The organism is Pseudanabaena sp. UWO311, assembly GCF_006937785.1.
In the GTDB taxonomy this organism is placed as follows: Bacteria; Cyanobacteriota; Cyanobacteriia; order Pseudanabaenales; family Pseudanabaenaceae; genus Pseudanabaena.
This window is the reverse complement of sequence record NZ_SJEE01000014.1, coordinates 40,208-57,794: the sequence shown is the minus strand read 5'-3', so window position 1 is coordinate 57,794 and position 17,587 is coordinate 40,208. Positions and strand designations below refer to the sequence as shown.

At 42.5% G+C, this 17,587-nt stretch carries 13 protein-coding genes and 1 pseudogene; 12 read left to right on the top strand and 2 right to left on the bottom strand.

Annotated features, from left to right (window positions below; translation table 11 throughout):
• Positions 1-190: 190 nt before the first annotated feature.
• The 6 genes and pseudogenes from PseudUWO311_RS12390 to PseudUWO311_RS12365 form a co-directional block, all read left to right on the top strand.
• Positions 191-1,063, top strand: a pseudogene (locus PseudUWO311_RS12390) (FAD-binding oxidoreductase); the annotation flags it as partial.
• A gap of 80 nt (positions 1,064-1,143) precedes the next feature.
• Positions 1,144-2,472, top strand: a complete 1,329-nt coding sequence (locus PseudUWO311_RS12385; protein WP_142655546.1) for a sensor histidine kinase — start codon at positions 1,144-1,146, stop codon at positions 2,470-2,472.
• 131 nt (positions 2,473-2,603) lie between these two features.
• Positions 2,604-3,578, top strand: coding sequence for a pentapeptide repeat-containing protein (locus tag PseudUWO311_RS12380; protein ID WP_142655545.1), 975 nt, complete (start codon positions 2,604-2,606; stop codon positions 3,576-3,578).
• A 70-nt stretch (positions 3,579-3,648) separates the two neighbouring features.
• Positions 3,649-4,374 carry a hypothetical protein gene (locus PseudUWO311_RS12375; RefSeq protein ID WP_142655544.1) on the top strand — a complete coding sequence of 242 codons (726 nt, stop codon included), beginning with the start codon at positions 3,649-3,651 and terminating at the stop codon, positions 4,372-4,374.
• 150 nt (positions 4,375-4,524) lie between these two features.
• Entirely contained in the window at positions 4,525-5,415 is an 891-nt protein-coding gene (locus PseudUWO311_RS12370; protein ID WP_142655543.1) for a DMT family transporter, read from the top strand.
• A gap of 127 nt (positions 5,416-5,542) precedes the next feature.
• Complete coding sequence (locus tag PseudUWO311_RS12365) at positions 5,543-6,883, top strand: four-carbon acid sugar kinase family protein (RefSeq protein ID WP_142655542.1); 1,341 nt, start codon at positions 5,543-5,545, stop codon at positions 6,881-6,883.
• 54 nt (positions 6,884-6,937) lie between these two features.
• On the opposite strand, the gene PseudUWO311_RS12360 is transcribed toward PseudUWO311_RS12365, so the two are convergent.
• Positions 6,938-7,525, bottom strand: a complete 588-nt coding sequence (locus PseudUWO311_RS12360) for a pentapeptide repeat-containing protein (protein ID WP_142655541.1) — start codon at positions 7,523-7,525, stop codon at positions 6,938-6,940.
• 531 nt (positions 7,526-8,056) lie between these two features.
• On the opposite strand from PseudUWO311_RS12360, the gene PseudUWO311_RS12355 reads away from it, so the two are divergent.
• The 5 genes from PseudUWO311_RS12355 (at position 8,057) to PseudUWO311_RS12335 (ending at position 14,039) form a co-directional block, all read left to right on the top strand.
• Positions 8,057-8,470, top strand: a complete 414-nt coding sequence (locus PseudUWO311_RS12355; protein WP_223807554.1) for an Npun_F0494 family protein — start codon at positions 8,057-8,059, stop codon at positions 8,468-8,470.
• 237 nt (positions 8,471-8,707) lie between these two features.
• Positions 8,708-10,312 carry a hypothetical protein gene (locus PseudUWO311_RS12350; RefSeq protein ID WP_142655539.1) on the top strand — a complete coding sequence of 535 codons (1,605 nt, stop codon included), beginning with the start codon at positions 8,708-8,710 and terminating at the stop codon, positions 10,310-10,312.
• A 478-nt stretch (positions 10,313-10,790) separates the two neighbouring features.
• A complete protein-coding gene (locus tag PseudUWO311_RS12345) occupies positions 10,791-12,143 on the top strand; it encodes a PhoH family protein (protein ID WP_142655538.1) in 1,353 nt (450 codons plus the stop codon).
• Positions 12,144-12,285: 142 nt separating this feature from the next.
• The gene (gene arsM / locus PseudUWO311_RS12340) at positions 12,286-13,254 is read left to right on the top strand and encodes an arsenosugar biosynthesis arsenite methyltransferase ArsM (protein ID WP_142655537.1); all 969 of its coding nucleotides are present in this window, start codon (positions 12,286-12,288) and stop codon (positions 13,252-13,254) included.
• Between the two features lie 77 nt (positions 13,255-13,331).
• Complete coding sequence (locus PseudUWO311_RS12335) at positions 13,332-14,039, top strand: TVP38/TMEM64 family protein (protein ID WP_142655606.1); 708 nt, start codon at positions 13,332-13,334, stop codon at positions 14,037-14,039.
• 135 nt (positions 14,040-14,174) lie between these two features.
• On the opposite strand, the gene hrcA is transcribed toward PseudUWO311_RS12335, so the two are convergent.
• The gene (gene hrcA / locus PseudUWO311_RS12330) at positions 14,175-15,239 is read right to left on the bottom strand and encodes a heat-inducible transcriptional repressor HrcA (protein WP_142655536.1); all 1,065 of its coding nucleotides are present in this window, start codon (positions 15,237-15,239) and stop codon (positions 14,175-14,177) included.
• A gap of 461 nt (positions 15,240-15,700) precedes the next feature.
• On the opposite strand from hrcA, the gene PseudUWO311_RS12325 reads away from it, so the two are divergent.
• Positions 15,701-17,587, top strand: a complete 1,887-nt coding sequence (locus tag PseudUWO311_RS12325; RefSeq protein WP_142655535.1) for a protein phosphatase 2C domain-containing protein — start codon at positions 15,701-15,703, stop codon at positions 17,585-17,587.

Below are 17,587 nucleotides of genomic sequence, written 5' to 3'. Positions count from 1 at the left end.
AGCTCCGCAACTCATTTTTTGGGTTTGGGTCAGAAATGTGCGAAATATTAACAAACATGTAATGTTTGCCCCACTAAACAGATCTTTAAGCTACAAAATACAGACAAGTCACATTTGAAAATATAATGACTTCGTGTTCTTCTGTCATATAGCGTCCATATAACTTCTCATGAGTGCAAATTCAGACAAAGATATTCCCGTCAATATCTACCGCCCTGCTAATCCATTTACAGCAAAATGTATTTCCAATGATGTACTGGTCAGACCAGGTGCTGCTGGCGATACCCGTCACGTCAAGTTCGATATTTCTGGAGGAGACCTTCGTTACTTAGAAGGTCAAAGTATTGGTGTCGTCCCTCCAGGTGAAGATAAAAATGGTAAACCGAACAAACTTCGTCTCTACTCGATCGCATCAACCCGCCTTGGAGATGATCTTGATGGTAAGACCCTATCTTTAAGCGTCAAGCGTCTAGAGTATCAAAACGAAGCAGGTGAGACCATCAAAGGTGTATGCTCTAACTTCTTGACCGATCTCAAACCTGGTGATGATGTCAAATTAACTGGCCCAGTTGGCAAAGAAATGCTGTTGCCAGACGATCCCAATGCCACAATCATCATGATTGCTACAGGAACTGGTATTGCGCCTTTCCGTGCGTTCCTATGGCGGATGTTCAAAGAAAAGCATGAAGATTATAAATTTAATGGCTTAGCTTGGCTATTCTTTGGTGTGCCAACTGACACAACAGTTTTGTACAAGCCTGACCTTGAATGGCTAGCCTACAAACACAAGCGTAATTTCCGTTACGATGTGGCGATTAGTCGTGAGCAAAAGAACGCCAAGGGCGAAAAGATGTACATCCAAAATCGCATGGCTGAATATGCTGACGAGTTGTGGGAAGTGCTGCAAAAGCCAACTACCCATACCTATATGTGTGGTTTGCGTGGCATGGAAGACGGCATTTCGGAATTCATGACTAAGACTGCTGAAAAGAATGGAGCTGTTTGGAAGGATTTTGAGAAGCAAATGAAGCGTGACGGTCGTTGGCACGTTGAAACTTACTAAAACCTAAATAAAAATAAAGGCTCGCTTAGCGAGCCTTTATTTTTATTTGTAATTAAATCTGCTACTGCTTAAGCGTAAAAATGGAATTTTTCTGGTTGATTGTCGGAATTGGCATCGGTGCGATCGCTACTGGCGCTTGCTGGTTTAGCTGGAATTATGCCAAGAAGAGACGTAATCGTAAGTTGCGAAAGCGATCGCGTCATGTATTTAAAGCAAAATCGATCCGTAGTTTTAAGTCTTGGGCGCAGAACATCCAAAAAAATATTCAGCAAAACTATAGTGGGCAATTTAATGCTCAATTACTGGAAATTGAAACTACAGAGGATAGAGACGAGCGCTTACTTTGGGCGAAAATTGTTGAACTGTCTCCCATCGGCTATATCCAAGTCAATCAAGATAACCGCTTAGTAATCTGTAATCAACAAGCCGCAAACATGATGGGGATCGCTAACCATCGACAAGGATTAATTCGCAAGCCATTTTTGCTGCAACTAATTCGTTCTTATGAACTTGATCATCTTGTCGAACAAACGCGATCGCTTAGTCTAGGCTCCCAAGTTGATTGGGTATTTCATCCTGCCATACCTGATCCTGTCGATCCAGTGCCGCAGATAGGTAGACCAATTCGAGCTTTTAGTATTTATTTGGGGTATGGGCAAATTGGCATTTTTTTGATAGATCGTCAAGAAGCGGTAGCAATTACTCAGCAACGCGATCGCTGGACTTCTGACATTGCCCATGAACTTAAAACACCTCTAACCTCGATTCGTCTGGTCGCGGAGACGCTCGAACCCCGTGTCGATCCTGCGGCAAGAATTTGGGTAGAGCGTTTGCTCAGCGAAATAGAGCGGATTACCAAACTTGTCCAAGATTTACTCGAATTAGGGCAGATGGATGTGGGAATTGAGTCTGTACTGCATCTAAGTGAAGTAAATTTATCGTCAATAGTGAAATCGGTCTGGGCAACCCTTGAGCCATTAGCCAATCGTAAACAAGTCAAGCTCAAATACATTGGCAACGAACAATTACTCTGGCTACTTGACGAATCGCGCATTTATCGGCTTTTGCTGAACCTATTAGATAACAGTATTAAACACAGTCCAGCGCTTCAGTCGATTACAATCAAAACCAGCGTGATAGACTCTAACCTACTAATAGAGATAATTGACGCAGGCGAAGGTTTTCCTGAAGAATCCTTACCCCATATTTTTGATCGCTTTTATAAAGTCGATCCATCACGGACTAGATCGGGGATGGATCGTGGGGGGAGTGGCTTAGGGCTAGCGATCTGTCGTCAGATTGTCACATTACATAAAGGAGCGATCTCTGCCAAAAACCATCCAGATATTGGTGGAGTATGGATTACGATCAAGCTACCATATCTAATAGAAAGCCACGAAATGGCGTAGCCATTTTGTGGCTTTAAAACCCTTACAGGGTTTGGTTTTTAATTCGCAAAGGTGTCTTCATACTTTTGTGAATTGGTATAAACCCTCCAACATAAAGATTGTAAGGCTATGAGCAATTTCACAACTAAATCATGAGCGCAGAAAAACTCCTGAAAGAATATGCTTCTGGTAGGCGAGACTTTGCTGGCTTAAATCTAGCTAATGCCAATTTGTTTAATAGCGATTTAATTGGCGTTAACCTGACCAAAGCAGACCTGAGGCGGGCAAATCTTGTATTTGCATTTCTTAACAAGGTCACCTTTAATCATGCCAATTTATTGGGTGCAAAACTCGGTGGCGCAACTCTTAACCAAGCAATCATGATGAGTGCCAATCTATCCGAGGCGGATTTGCATGGGGCAATGTTGCAAAGGGTGAATCTATTTGGAGCAAATCTTTCCCTTGCCAACTTAATGGATGCAAATCTTAGTGAGGCGGATTTACGCAGCGTAAATCTCCGTGGCGCAAATTTACGAGGTGCAATCTTGAGCGCGACCCTCATGCGCGAAGAGAGGGGTTATCCTCCGACAAACATGAGTGGTGCAAATTTACGTAAAGCCGATTTGCGAGGGGCAAACCTAAGTGGAGCAGATCTCACGGGAGTTGATCTTTCCTGTGCAAATCTTAGTGAAGCGACTCTCTCAAGAGTGAATTTGCAAGGAGCTAATCTGAGTGGTGCGATCGCGAGCGGTACAATTTTTACTGAGGCTAATCTGAGTAATGCAAACCTTACAGAGGCAAACCTCAAAGGTGCAAACCTGACTAAAGCCGATCTCAAAAATGCGAATCTGCGCCTCGCCAACTTATTTGGGGCTAATCTAACTAAAGCGAATATGAGCATGACAACATTAAGTAATGCAGGTCTGATTCAGGCAATACTTAATGGTAGTGATCTATCGCGATCGTTACTAGACAAAGCCAATCTTAGTCAAGCTAGTCTCGTTGACGCTTATTTAGTCAGAGCCAATCTCGATGGAGCCGATTTTACTGATGCGGTACTGACCAGAGCCGAGATGAGTGGCGCTAGCACCATTGGTACAATCTTTAGCGGCGCAACTATGCCTTAGCTATATTCTTGACTTAAACTGCCTCGATCAATCAATATGTCAACTGAGCATTGCAGCGCCTAACAAAAATATGGAAGATTTAAATCTTCTAGAGGAAGTTATAGATAGCTTGGAGCAAGACAGCAATGTTCTTCGCATCAAACGACTGATCCTCTTTACCTGTCGTGATTCTTGGTCAAATGATGTCAACGAAGTTAAAGCGTTGCATGTGCGTCGGCTTGTCCAAGAATTGATGATCATGTTTCCCGATCTCAATAAGCTCAAGCACAAGCTAAACAGCCAAGTTAAGCAACTGAGCAAACAGTCAGACTATCTGCTTGCTGCTGACAACATTATCGATTGTCTTGGGTTTCTCTATACTCTGCGTGATGAAGGAAAACTACCCCATAGTTTTTTAAATCCTGAGATATCTTTGGGCTCTCAAAATGGATCTCTTGTAGCTAAAAATGAGGCTGTTGAGAAAACTGAGAGTGATACGATTCCACATAAACACAATATTAAGTATTTAACGAATCTGTTTGATTTGCGAGCTGATATTTCGAGAAATGTCAGTCCGCTTCATGCCAAAATACTGCTGTTCTCAGCCCTAAACTATCGTTTTAGCCCGCAAGAGCGTGACTGGTCTGCGCTCTACACCTACGATATTGATGATTTGATTCAGCTTATCTTTCAAACTTATGAAACTGTCGAAGCCCTTGAAACGAGGCTAGCTGAAGTAAGCCAAACTCTAGATCAACCCGAAGATGCTAAACGCGCTGCTGCCGTAATTTTACAAGCCATCAAACCTTTCTATTAAAAAGCTACAGTGCTTTTCAATCCCAAACCAAAAGCCATCTTGGTTTGTTTGAACTGCTATAAAACTCTTATGGGATTTGGTTTTCAAAACACAAAAGTGTCGCCACACTTTTGTGTTTTGGGATAATATCAAGTTAAACGTCGAGGCAAAATGACTAGTCCGCAAACTAAAGACGCGACGATGGGACTTGTTTATGGGCTTCTAGGTGTCATAATTTTTAGCATCACTTTGCCAGCAACTCGTATTGCTCTAACCGAATTCGATTCAGTATTTGTGGGGCTAGGGCGAGCAGTAATTGCTACAGGGTTGTCATTAATTTTATTGATTTCTACAAGGCAACCAATCCCCTCTTGGCGATTTCTACCCAACTTTGCTGTTGTCGTAGTTGGTGCTGTTGTGGGATTTCCATTACTCTCAACATTAGCAATGCGCGACGCTTCTGCATCCCATGGAGCTGTAATTATTGGTCTATTGCCGCTTGCTACGGCTTTGTTTGGAGTTTTACGAGCAGGAGAGCGACCATCAGTAAAATTTTGGATTTTTGCGATCGCGGGTAGTGGATTGGTGATTACTTTTGCGCTGATATCGGGGACAGGAAATATTAGTTTTGCGGATTTGTCTTTACTCGGAGCAGTTTTTGCCGCAAGTTTAAGCTATGCAGAAGGAACGGTATTAGCGCGTACTTTTGGGTCGTGGCAGGTTGTGTGTTGGGCGTTGGTACTTTCGTTTCCGCTCGTGCTTCCAATCGTATTACAACATTTGCCATCTTCTTTTACAAATATATCTAGCAATGCTTGGCTTGGTTTCTTGTATATCAGTTGTTTCAGTATGTTTTTGGGCTTTTTTGCTTGGTATCGCGGCTTATTTTTAGGAGGGATTGCTCGAATTGGTCAGCTACAACTTTTTCAACCATTTCTGACCATTCTTGCCTCAGCGATTTTGCTAGGAGAGCCAATGACTTTCATCACATTGGGTTTTGCGTCGGCGGTATTGGTATGTGTAGCTTTGGGTAGAAGCGCTCAATTTAAATCTAGTCAATAATAGTGCGGCATAAAAAAATTATAGAAATTTCAGATAAAGGCTTTACACTTCACTATTGTAAAGATTGGCTATTTTCACGTAAATCAAGATAAGCTTCTACAAACATTAGTTTTCATATAGATAAGCAATGGCAGCTACTTCTTCCCGACAGCCTAAGATTATTGTTCTTGATGACGATCCGACGGGTTCGCAAACTGTGCATAGCTGCCTACTGCTAACTAAATGGGATGTGGAAACTTTGCGGATTGGATTAGCCGATGCTTCTCCGATTATGTTTGTGCTGACAAATACGCGATCACTTACGCCCGAAGATGCCACCAGTGTGACTCGCGAAGTTTGTCGCAACCTTAAGCCTGCGCTCGAAGCTGAGGGCATCCAAGAATTTATGATCGTTAGTCGTTCTGACTCGACATTGAGGGGGCATTATCCCATCGAGACGGATGCGATCGCTGAAGAGCTAGGTAATTTTGACGCACATTTTCTTGTGCCAGCATTTTTTGAAGGTGGGCGCTTTACCAAATCGAGTGTGCATTATTTAGTCGTCAATGGTGTACCAACACCAGTCCATGAGACTGAATTTGCCAAGGACTCTGTATTTGGCTATACGCACAGCTATTTGCCTGATTATGTCGAAGAAAAAACCAAGGGAAAAATTCTTGCTGCAGATGTCCAGCGATTTTTATTAGGAGAAATTCGTGCAGGTGTACGTCAGCGCTTAACACGCTTACATGACAACCAGTGCGGTGTGGTAGATGCAGAAAACCAAGCCGATCTTAATCAATTTGCCTCGGATATTTTGGCAGTGGCAACGACTGGTAAAAGGTTTTTATTCCGCAGCGCTGCCAGTTTATTGACTGCCCTTGCGAAGCTACCGCCCCAGCCGATCGCTGCCGAGGACATGTCGAAATATATGCGATCGCACAAGGCGGGTGTAGCGATCGTTGGCTCCCATGTCAAAAAAACTACTGAGCAGTTAGAACATTTGCTCAAAGCACCCAATACATTTGCTGTGGAGATTGATGTCTCGCGTCTATTAAATGATGCCGATGCTCAATCAGCAATGCTTAAACAAGAAGCGCTAGCCCAAGTTCAGCAAGCCCACGCATCAGGCAAAACCGCTGTGGTGTTTACCAGTCGAAAAGAATTGGAATTTGCCGATACCTCTACCCGTCTTGCTTTTGGTCAGGCAGTCTCGGCTCTTTTGATGGCGATCGTGCAGGAATTACCCGCAGATATTGGATTCCTAATTAGTAAAGGTGGCATTACATCCAATGATGTTTTGAGTACGGGTTTGAATTTACCAACCGCAAGACTATTAGGACAAATTCTTGCTGGTTGTTCCGTCGTGCGCACTCCCGAAGATCATCCTCGTTTCCCCGATTTACCAGTTGTCTTATTTCCTGGGAATGTAGGTGATGCAAATGCATTGGCTACTGTATATACAAGACTTGCGATCGGTATCGAATAAAATAACGCCAGCTACTAAAAGTGTGGAGGGTGCGAAGCACCGCTCCACACTTTTTTAGTAGCTGGCGTTGCTTAGCGTTGTGCCATCTAGCAGAGCATATTCAAAATTACTTTTTAATAAATTTGCACTATCCAGACATGCTTCAGTCAAGTTCGCATGTTTTAGATTTGCAAAGCTTAGATCGCAACCAAAACAATTAGCCCCCGTTAAGTCTGCCCCCTGTAAATTAGCAAATTCAAGACGAGCATTACTCAAATTTGCACCCCGTAAATTTGCGTTGCTCAGATTCGCCCCCCTCAAAATAGCCCCACTCAAATCGGCTCCCCCCAGATTTGCTTCTTTCAAATTCGCGTTACTCAAATCTGCATTAGTCAGGTTAGTAAAATTAAGAGTAGACCGCTCCAAATTTGCACCCCTCAGGTCAGACTCACTTAAATCAGTTAGATCAAGATCAGCATTTCGCAAATCTGAACTGGTAAAGCTAATAGATGATAGCTTGCAGCAGGATAATTTCAGTCCCGAAAAATTTTCTGAGTCAAAATCCTTGCGACCCATCTCATACATTTTTTTTACAGCCATTCCCATAGCAAGGGCATTAGTTGTGGGAGAGTGATGAGTTTTAGAATCTTGAATGGACATCATGACGATCGCTCTCTAGCTTAGACATTTAGCTGCTTGCAACTATTGATTCAAATATATGGCGATCTTCATTGATTACACTTCACCCTATTGGATTGCATTGCTTTCGGGATAAAGCTCACAGATTATTTAGGATTAAGGTAGAATAATAGTAGTAGGCGTTATTAAATAATGCTTATTCTCGTTTTTTATCGACAGTGGAGAAAATAATGTCTAAAGAACAAAAGGGCAATAAAGAGACCAAAAAACCTAAGAAAGATCCTTCTGAAAAGAAAGAGAAAAAAGATCCTAATAGATACAATTAATTTGAATTTAGTAGGTAAAAAAAACTAAGTTTTCTTATATCGAAAGGTTAATGCTAGTGACTGATAGTGCTGCTAACATTAGTTATTAAATATTAAACTAGTTGTTTCAATCCCAAAAAATAGAATAAAAGCCTTATCCTGCCAGCTTAGCGTTCAGAATAAGGCTTTTAGGTTTTTATATTTAATTATGTCTCCCTATTTATATCAGTAATTACAAATTGCTATGTCAATGGATACTTTAAGTAAACAAAACAGCAAAAATTTTGCTGAATACCCCCCGCAAATATTACGAAGAGCCGAAGTGGCTTTACGATGTGCTCCATTTACGGTGAAGTTGTTTGCGAATATGGCAATACAGGGTGTAAATCTCAGAGCGATCGCAGGTAATGAGGGGATCAAAAATCAATATTCAACCAAGCCTACGAATTTAATCAGTACGGAAAATGATTTGTTATGGTTAATCCAAGTTGGAGTATTGCGCCGCGAAGTTGATGGACAGGGTATTACTGATAGTTTTCGGCTGACACCAATGGGGCATTTATTATTGGATAAATGGCGATCGCAAACAAGATTTCCAATCGCGAGTTTAGGCGATCGTTGCCAAAATTTTTGGGCGCAAATTCAAATATCGCGATTTCTGTAAAATCCTCAAAATTCTCTGATAGAGCCTTGATTTTTCAATCAAATCTGAGTAGTTTGGCATAAGTAAACTGAAAACCCAAAAAGCTGTGCCGCAAGCTTAGCTTGCGGCACAGCTTTTTGGGTTTGATTTATAGTTATGCTGGGCTTATTTAGTGCAAACCCTATTTTTGTGGTGGAACAAAAAATTAAGAAGCTCGTCTCTTAGAGAGATCGAGCTTTGGAATAAATAACGATGAATATGGTCAGTAAAAAACTTCGTAGCCAAATAAGCAATAGATTCCAGAAGACATCTCTATGTTTTCTAGCAGCAACTCTTACTTCTCTTACTTCAGCATCTTTTCTAAGTACTATAGAAGCGATCGCAGCTCCATCTGTTCCCCAAATAGTTGCTCAAGTTCCACAGGACTGGCAAACAGGGGTACAGCTATTGCGTTTGCTGGACAACTCTGGCAACCTTTCAAGCATTGGTATTTTACTAGATATTGCCAATAAGCCTTCGACTACCTACGCAAATGCGGTGTATCAGCTTTACGTAAAACGCGCTGGGGAATGGCGCGAAGTTTATACCAATTCAGGCGCAAGATTGCTCTCCAAAAATGCAGGGCGACAGTTTACGACTGTAGAAATGATTTCTCTAAGTTCGCTGAGCGAAAAAATCTCCCTTGATGATATTTACAATGGGGATCTCAAGGCAGTTACTAGTATTCGCTATGACTTACCAAATGGGGTCAAAGATGCAAGATTTGAAATCGAAGAAGTAAAATCTTTTACATCAATTGTCACAGCTAGTGCGTCTGAGGTAAAAGCTGGACGAATTTCTTCGGTGGTATATACCAATACCAGTAACCCTTCTACAAATATATCCAACAACTCTTCTAATAATGCCGTACTTTCTGATCGCGACTTAGGAATTACAAATACTTCGCAATCAACGACTACACAGTCTACTCAAACGGTGGTCATTGAAAATACAAATGTCCAGACAGGTAGTTCTGTTAAACCAATGAAGCCCATTGTTGTCTCCAAAAAATATGAGGATGACGATGAAGATGATGATTATGATGACCGTAGCCGAAAAGATCGCAAAGAACGAAAGGAGCGTGATGGCGTTGAGCTATCCAAGAAGAATCCTCATCGTGGGCATTTTAGCCTTGCCATTTTACAAAACCAGCCACGTCTATCTCAGGTAATTGCGCGGATATCGATCAGGTCAAAGCGTTCTAACGGATTTCTCGTAGAGCGCTTTGTCGGTGATTATCGCTTTAATATTAATCAGAGAGCAACTTTCATCCGTGGATTGAATCCAGGCGATCGCCTAATTGTCCGTTTGTTCGATTTGAATAATCGTCCTCTGGGCTATAGCGAAGTGCAACTGCTAAAGAACTTCTCAACTATTAGTCTGATTTTGCCCAGTGATCCACTAGCCTATGGCACTATTCGTACCGTCTGTGGTATTGACTCTCAGCGCGTTGGCAAAATTGATCGCAATGTGAAAGTCTATGACTACTTCACTCAAATTCAGACGACAACTGTTCTCACTCAAACAGTTGCCCGCTTTTTGACAACATCTCAAGGTATTCCCATCGGTTTGTTTAATGTTGCAGGGCTACCCCAAGCAACCAATCAATCTACCTATACTAATGCTTTTACCAAAGGTGACTATTCACTAATTAATCGTACGATTAACGTGTTTACTCAAGACATGCCTCCTGTAATGCAAGTTCTACCTGGGCAGCTAGCGTCAGTAATTCCTATTACTGACTCACAGTCTACATTCGACGTAGTTCGCAAGATTCTAGATTTCAAAGATTTGCGTCCAAATGGCATTTCGACCTTGTTTTAACTAAAAAAGGGGCGCTTAGCGTCTCTTTTTTAGTTTAATTCCCGAAATTATAATTTCGGGAATTAAGAACTAAACCCAGTGAGATTTTTAAAGCTAAACCCAAAAGAGAGTCTCGGCGCAAAGCGCCGAGACTCTCTTTTGGGTCTGAAGTCTTATACAAAAACACAAGAAGGCGTAGCCATTTTGTGTTTTTAAAACCCTTACAAGGTTTGGGGTTTAATTCACAGAAGTGTCGGCACACCTTTATGAATTGGTATTACAGTAATTTTCGATCAAAAGAACCCCAATAAATTTTTTAAAAGTGTTGTAAATCAACACTTTTAAAAAATTTATTGGTTTGGAGTAGATTGCATTGAGTTAAGCATTGTAGCGATCGCTACACAAATCCCACAGAAGCTCTCGAAGGTGTCAAGATTGAACTGTAAGGACAGAAAGCGTAAAGAAACGTCTGTTTTACAACAATTTAAAAGGCACCGATATGAAAAAGATTTTTGTGCTTGATACTAATGTGCTGTTGCATGATCCATCTGCCATGAGGCGCTTTGAGGATAATGAAGTCGTCTTACCAATGACTATTATTGAGGAGCTTGATCGTTTTAAAAAGCAGCCTGAGATGATCGGGCGTAATGCACGTCAAGCTTCACGATCCTTGGATGAGTTACGTCTTCAGGGGAATATTCTCCAAGGAATTGAGCTTGAAAATGGGGGGGTACTACGAGTTGCCCTATGCGATCGCGAAACTTTAAAAACCCTGCCTATTGAACTTGAAGGCGATCGCAATGACAATGCTATTCTCGCAGTTGCGCTCGAACTCAAGCGCAGTTGCCAATGTCGAGTCGTCATGGTCAGCAAGGATACCAACCTTCGCATCAAAGCCGATGCTTTAGGACTGGAAGCCCAAGATTATGAAACCAATAAGGTTGATATTTCAGAACTCTATACAGGTATTACTGAAGTAACCGTAGATCCGACAAAAATCGATCAACTTTTTAAAAACGACGCGATTACAATTGATGGCGAACTCTGCCCTAATCAAGCAGTAATGCTGATTGATCAATTCAATCCATCTCATACTGCGCTAGCGATCGCCATTAGTAGTAGCCAAAATATGACCAAGCTCGTAACCATCAATAAGCTGGTCAATTCGGGGATTGTAGGCATCAATGCGCGTAATCGCGAACAGAAATTTGCCCTCGATCTTTTGCTCAATGATGCAATTCCCTTGGTGACTCTCGTTGGTAAAGCTGGAACTGGGAAGACTTTGTTAGCGATCGCGGTGGGATTGCACAAAGTTGCCGATGAGCGAGTATATACCAGACTGCTGATCTCACGTCCTGTAATTCCAATGGGTAAAGATATTGGCTTTCTCCCAGGGGATATCAAAGAAAAACTCACGCCTTGGATGCAACCGATTTACGATAATTTTGATTTGATTTTTGGCTCGCAGTCTCCTAAAGATCCTAAAGAAAAGCGAAGTCTTCATCCCCATACTCGACGAGGACATGAAGATCTAATGGAAAGAGGACTGCTTCAGATTGAACCTCTCACCTACATTCGAGGAAGAACTATTCCTCAGCAATTTCTGATTGTGGATGAAGCCCAAAACCTCACGCCCCATGAGCTTAAAACTATTCTTACCCGTGCTGGCGAAGGGACAAAAGTTGTGCTAACAGGTGATCCTGAACAAATCGATAATCCCTATATCGACGCTGCAAGTAACGGGCTAACCTATGTAGTTGAAAGATTTAAAAATGATCCTCTGGCGGGGCATATTACCCTCAGTAAGGGTGAACGCTCTCAGTTAGCAGAACGTTCTACCGAACTTCTTTAAGCCCAAAAAGATGAGAGGTGGCACGAAGTGCCGCCTCTCATCTTTTTGGGCTTATGCGACGATGATGCAACATGGAAAAAAGCTAAACTAAGGCAGTAATTTGTTGTTGTAGATCCAATCATTCTTCTTGAGTCAATTCTTCATGAGCTATCTCGAAACTACCGCCGAATTTTATGCGGAAGCCGCAAAAACTCCTCAAGTTGGTTTGTGCTGCATCAGCACACCACCAATGCAATATCCAAATCTCAAAATCCCTCAAATCATTGAGCAGATGAATTATGGCTGTGGGACAACCATCCATCCTACAGAATTACGCGGAAACCCAACAGTACTTTATATTGGCGTTGGCGGTGGTTTAGAGGCTCTTCAATTTGCGTATTTCTGTCGCCGAAAAGGAGGTGTGATCGCCGTCGATCCTGTTGCGGCGATGCGCGAAGTTGCTGGACATAATTTGCAATTAGCGGCTCAAGAGAATGATTGGTTTGATCCTGATTTTGTAAATATCCTAGAAGGAGATGCTTTTGCCTTACCAGTTGCCGATGCCTCGGTTGATGTGGTAGCCCAAAACTGTCTATTTAATATTTTTGAGCCTCAAGACTTACAACGAGCTTTAAAAGAAGTCTATCGAGTTCTCAAGCCTAAGGGAAGATTAATTATGAGTGACCCGATCGCAACTCGTCCAATTCCAGTTAACCTCCAATCTGATGAACGTCTCCGCGCCATGTGTTTATCAGGAGCATTGACTTATGATCAATATATCCATTATCTCATTGAAGTAGGATTTGGACAGATAGAAGTTCGGGCTCGTCGTCCCTATCGTTTGCTCGACACCCATAGCTTTGAGTTAGAATCACCATTAATGTTAGAGAGTTTAGATTCTGTCTCATTCAAGGTTCCCATTCCCAGTGATGGAGCCTGTGTATTTACAGGTAAAACCGCAGTTTATAGTGGCTCTGAATCATCTCTAGACGACCACGCTGGACATGTTTTACAGCGAGGCAATCCACTTTCTGTATGCGATAAGACCGCAGCAAAACTCGCTGACAAATTTCCTCAAGAAGTGATTATTACGGATTCGACTTGGCACTATAACGGTGGTGGGTGTTGCTAATGAATAAGAATCCCCTCACTCTTCTCCCCTCTCCCAGAGGGAGAGGGGGACAAGAATTCAACAGATCTTCGTATTTGATGCTATGTCTTTTTGTAGCGATCGCATTGTTATTGAGCAATGGATTTATGGTTAGTCCCGCCTTTGCACAAGATCCCGCGATCCAAAGCTTCAATCCCCAAGAATTCCTACGCTCAGCCTTGAAATGGGTAGAAAGCCTAGGCTATATTGGCGGGCTTGTCTTTATGCTCATCTATATCGTTTCTACGGTCGCCTTCATTCCAGGTTCGCTCTTGACTTTAGGTGCAGGCGTGCTATTTGGCGTTGTCTTAGGCTCTCTTTATGTTTTTGTTGGTGCGACTTTGGGTGCGATCGCGGCTTTTCTGGTTGGGCGATATTTAGCTCGTGACTGGATTGGGAAAAAGATTGAGGGCAATCAAAAGTTTGCTGCGATTGATCGAGCTGTTGCCCATGAGGGATTCAAAATAGTTCTCTTAACGCGACTATCCCCAGTATTTCCATTTAATTTACTTAACTATGCATTTGGTGTCACGGGAGTTACGCTCAAAGACTATGCTCTAGCCTCAGTGGGCATGTTCCCTGGAACAGTGATGTATGTCTATATTGGTTCTCTGGCTGGAGATATTGCCCGTATTGGTAGTGAAAATCAACCTACAGACTCCACTCTTCAGTGGGTAATTCGGATTGTTGGTTTTATAGCCACAGTTGCTGTGACTCTATATGTGACAAGTATTGCTCGTAAGGCGATCTCTGAAATCAGCAATTAAGTAATACCAATTCACAAAAGTGTCGTCACATTTTTGTAAATTAAAACCAAACCCTGTTTGGATAAAAAAATGGCGTAGCCATTTTTTTATCCAAACAGGCAAAGCACCTGCTTAGCAGGTGCTTTGCCTGTTGATCTACCATTTACTAATCGCATCGGTTAGATGTAATGCTGCCGCCTGTACAGAAGCGATCGCCCTTGTGTAACCCAATCTGGTTGGACCTAATACGCCCACTGTCCCTACGGGCTTATCATCACAGAGATAGGTACTAGAAATAAATGTACAGTTTTGAATTGGCTCAATCGAGATTTCGGAACCAATTCTGATGCTTACGGAATTTGCGGAAGGAGTGGGCTGATCGATAATTAGCGCCATTAACGAAGCGCGATCTGCTTCCAGTAACTGCACAATATTTTGCACCTGACGCAGATTAGAAAACTCAGGCTGGCGTAATAGCTCGGTTAAGCCACTAATAAACATTTGTCCTAGAGCAGTGCGATCGCATAGCTTCATAAGTTGCTGCAAAGACTGCTGTAACAACACCGCATAATTCTGAAACTGGCGATCGAGATCGTCCCATTGCAAAGCGCTATTTAGCTCCGACCAGTTCTTATCACGCAAATGTTCATTCAAGAAATTATTAAGAATATTTAATTCGCCTTCCAAAACTTCGGGCTTAGTTTCGGTGGGTAAATCCATCGTTACTGAGGCAGTGTGATAAGTATCGCTAACGGCGATCGCCATGACTTTGCAATCATCCACCATTACTAATTGCAAATGCCGTATCCGCATCGTTTGCATATTCGGAGATGTAATTACAGCGATGCAACCGCTCAGGGTCGCTAGAATCTGAGCAACATCACGCATCACCCCGTCGAGACTGGACTTGCCGAGGCGATCGCTCTTACTCGCCAAAAACTGGTGTTTGCTATAGGTGAGCTCACTTGCAGGATCAATCAACTCATCGACATAGACTCGATAGCCAGAGTCTGAGGGGACGCGCCCCGAAGATGTGTGTGGCTGAAATAACAAACCACTGCGATCGAGCATATTCATCACATTGCGAATCGTGGCAGGGCTAATATCAAAGTCATAACCTGACACCAAAGCCTTAGAACCAACTGGTTCCGCCGTTAAAATATAGTGATCGATAGTTGCCCAAAGAACTTTTTGTTCGCGATCGGTGAGATGTTGCTTCATAGGTTACGGCAGTGAAATAATGTTGAAAGATTTATAAAAAAAGGTTTTGATAAAAATCGAAAAAACAAATTAAAAAATAAACGAAAGAAAAAAAGTAAGTATTAAAAAGTAAGTATTAAATTTTTACTGTTAAATTAAGCTTTTGATTAGAGACTAGTTACTACAATAACCAGATTCTAAAGAAATCTGGTAACAAGTTGTACAGTCATTTAACATTTGCAGTTTTGAGCGCCCCAAATCAAGATGCAAATCCATAAAAATAATCCCGCCGTTTCGCTACAATAGCCAAATGTCTCTTGAACAAACAGGTCAAATCTTCTAATTTATAGGTGGATATCGCTCAGAGCTGCTTATCCTGACCTTAAATTTGTTACTGTAAATAAATTCTAAGACACCTGAGCTTTTCGCTATATTCTTCCCTAAGTCCACCACACAATTTTGGCAAGCGATCAATAATCTTCATGGAAAAACAAGAGCAAGCTACGGCAGTTGAGCAGCAATATCTTTGGGCAGTCGGTCTTGATACCGATGCATTTCCGCCCAATGCGCTGATTGGCGATCGCTATCGTGTCATCTCCTCACAAATTGTTGTTGATACGGATGCTTACTCCCTGCCAGAGTTACCCCTTGAATTCCAGACTTATGTGGTGTCTTATCTGAAGCTATCTAGGCTGAGCTTACATTTGCCCCGCCCTTACGGCTTATTGCTGATGGGGGAAGAACTAAGTCTTTCTGAAATATTTTTATTAGAAAATGTGCCGATTGATCGCAACGGCAATCTTTGCCCGACCCTAACTGAGGTATGGGCGGAAGCATCAGCTTTACGGCAAATTAACTTGCTCTGGCAAGTCCTAAACCTCTGGCAACCCCTTGCTGAGCAAAATATGGCTCGTACCTTGATCGATCCCAAATTAGTGCGGGTCGATGGCATGTGGGTACGCTTGTTGGAATTGCAGGCGGATGTTGCCGCTGTACATATTTCGCAATTGGGTGATATCTGGGTGCAGTGGTTAGATCTGGCTAAGCCTGAGATTGCTGAACCGATCGCTGAATTTTTCTATAGTCTTGGTCGTGGCGAATATGACATCAATAGTGCGATCGTCTATCTCGATCAAATGTCACTTAAGGTCATGGAAAATCAGCCACTCACGGTGCGGATTGCCAGTGCCACTGATGTAGGCCAGCAGCGCGAACATAACGAAGATGCTTGCTATCCTGACGTGAAGAGACAAAAACGCTCTGAACAAGCTGATAGTCTTCGCGATCGCCTTGCGATCGTTTGTGATGGTCTAGGAGGACATGAAGGCGGCGAGGTGGCTAGCTCTCTCGCAATCAAGACCCTCGAACAACAACTGAAAACTTTATTACAACAAGCCGAAAACGATCCCGATTTTTCGGCTCAGGGCTTTATTGCCCAACTGGAAATGGTGGCTCGCGTTGTTAACAATCAAATTGTTGCCATCAATGACCAACAGCAGCGTCAAGCACAGCAACGCATGGGCACAACCTTGGTAATGGCAGTTATGCCCCGTCCTAACGGTAATAACAGCAATGAGGTCTATGTCGTGCATGTGGGCGACAGCCGCCTCTACTGCGTCACCAAAGACAACTTGCGTCAAGTTACCCTTGATGATGATGTAGCTACTCGCGAAACCACGTTGGGTTATAACTTTTATGCCTATTCATCCCAACGCATTGATGGCGGTGCTTTGATTCAGGCTTTAGGCACAAGAGGTTCTGATATGTTGATTCCTCGTGTGCAAAGGTTTTTTATCGATGAAGATTGTCTCTTGCTGCTTTGCTCAGATGGGTTGAGTGATTTTGATCGGGTCGATCAGATTTATGAAGGCTATCTACTTCCAGTTGTAAATGAAAATAAGCCTCTTGACCGCAGTTGCCAAGATCTGATTGATAAGGCAAATGAACTTAATGGTCATGACAATATTACGGTTGCACTGATGCGCTGTCGATTCGCACCCGCCGATGAGGAGGAGCTAGTAATCGAAAATAATATCCCTGCATCGATTGATACTGCTGAAGAAGATGTTGATACTGAAGATATTCAGCCTGAGTCTGGAGATCCAGCAGGAGCTTTAGCATTGACATCATCAGAATCGACCGACTCAGAAGATACCGAGTTTGAGGTCAGAGCTAGGAGTAAAAATATTGATATAAATTCGGCAAAAACAGAATTTGCAGTGCCGAAGCAAACCAATAGTACTTTTATTATCATTTTGATTTTAGTAGCTCTGATTTTGGGTAGCGGCTTAGCTGCGATGCAGTTTCCTCAAGTTAAAAATTGGGTGCGTCAAAACTTACCTACTAATCTCCAGAGATTTGTCCCTTAA

Coding starts and splice junctions, on each gene's coding strand:
- PseudUWO311_RS12360 (WP_142655541.1), bottom strand. CDS start 7,525: ATGATGTCCATTCAAGATTCTAAAACTCATCACTCTCCCACAACTAAT.
- PseudUWO311_RS12355 (WP_223807554.1), top strand. CDS start 8,057: ATGGATACTTTAAGTAAACAAAACAGCAAAAATTTTGCTGAATACCCC.
- PseudUWO311_RS12370 (WP_142655543.1), top strand. CDS start 4,525: ATGACTAGTCCGCAAACTAAAGACGCGACGATGGGACTTGTTTATGGG.
- PseudUWO311_RS12385 (WP_142655546.1), top strand. CDS start 1,144: ATGGAATTTTTCTGGTTGATTGTCGGAATTGGCATCGGTGCGATCGCT.
- PseudUWO311_RS12375 (WP_142655544.1), top strand. CDS start 3,649: ATGGAAGATTTAAATCTTCTAGAGGAAGTTATAGATAGCTTGGAGCAA.
- arsM (WP_142655537.1), top strand. CDS start 12,286: ATGAGCTATCTCGAAACTACCGCCGAATTTTATGCGGAAGCCGCAAAA.
- hrcA (WP_142655536.1), bottom strand. CDS start 15,239: ATGAAGCAACATCTCACCGATCGCGAACAAAAAGTTCTTTGGGCAACT.
- PseudUWO311_RS12350 (WP_142655539.1), top strand. CDS start 8,708: ATGGTCAGTAAAAAACTTCGTAGCCAAATAAGCAATAGATTCCAGAAG.
- PseudUWO311_RS12325 (WP_142655535.1), top strand. CDS start 15,701: ATGGAAAAACAAGAGCAAGCTACGGCAGTTGAGCAGCAATATCTTTGG.
- PseudUWO311_RS12345 (WP_142655538.1), top strand. CDS start 10,791: ATGAAAAAGATTTTTGTGCTTGATACTAATGTGCTGTTGCATGATCCA.
- PseudUWO311_RS12380 (WP_142655545.1), top strand. CDS start 2,604: ATGAGCGCAGAAAAACTCCTGAAAGAATATGCTTCTGGTAGGCGAGAC.
- PseudUWO311_RS12335 (WP_142655606.1), top strand. CDS start 13,332: ATGCTATGTCTTTTTGTAGCGATCGCATTGTTATTGAGCAATGGATTT.
- PseudUWO311_RS12365 (WP_142655542.1), top strand. CDS start 5,543: ATGGCAGCTACTTCTTCCCGACAGCCTAAGATTATTGTTCTTGATGAC.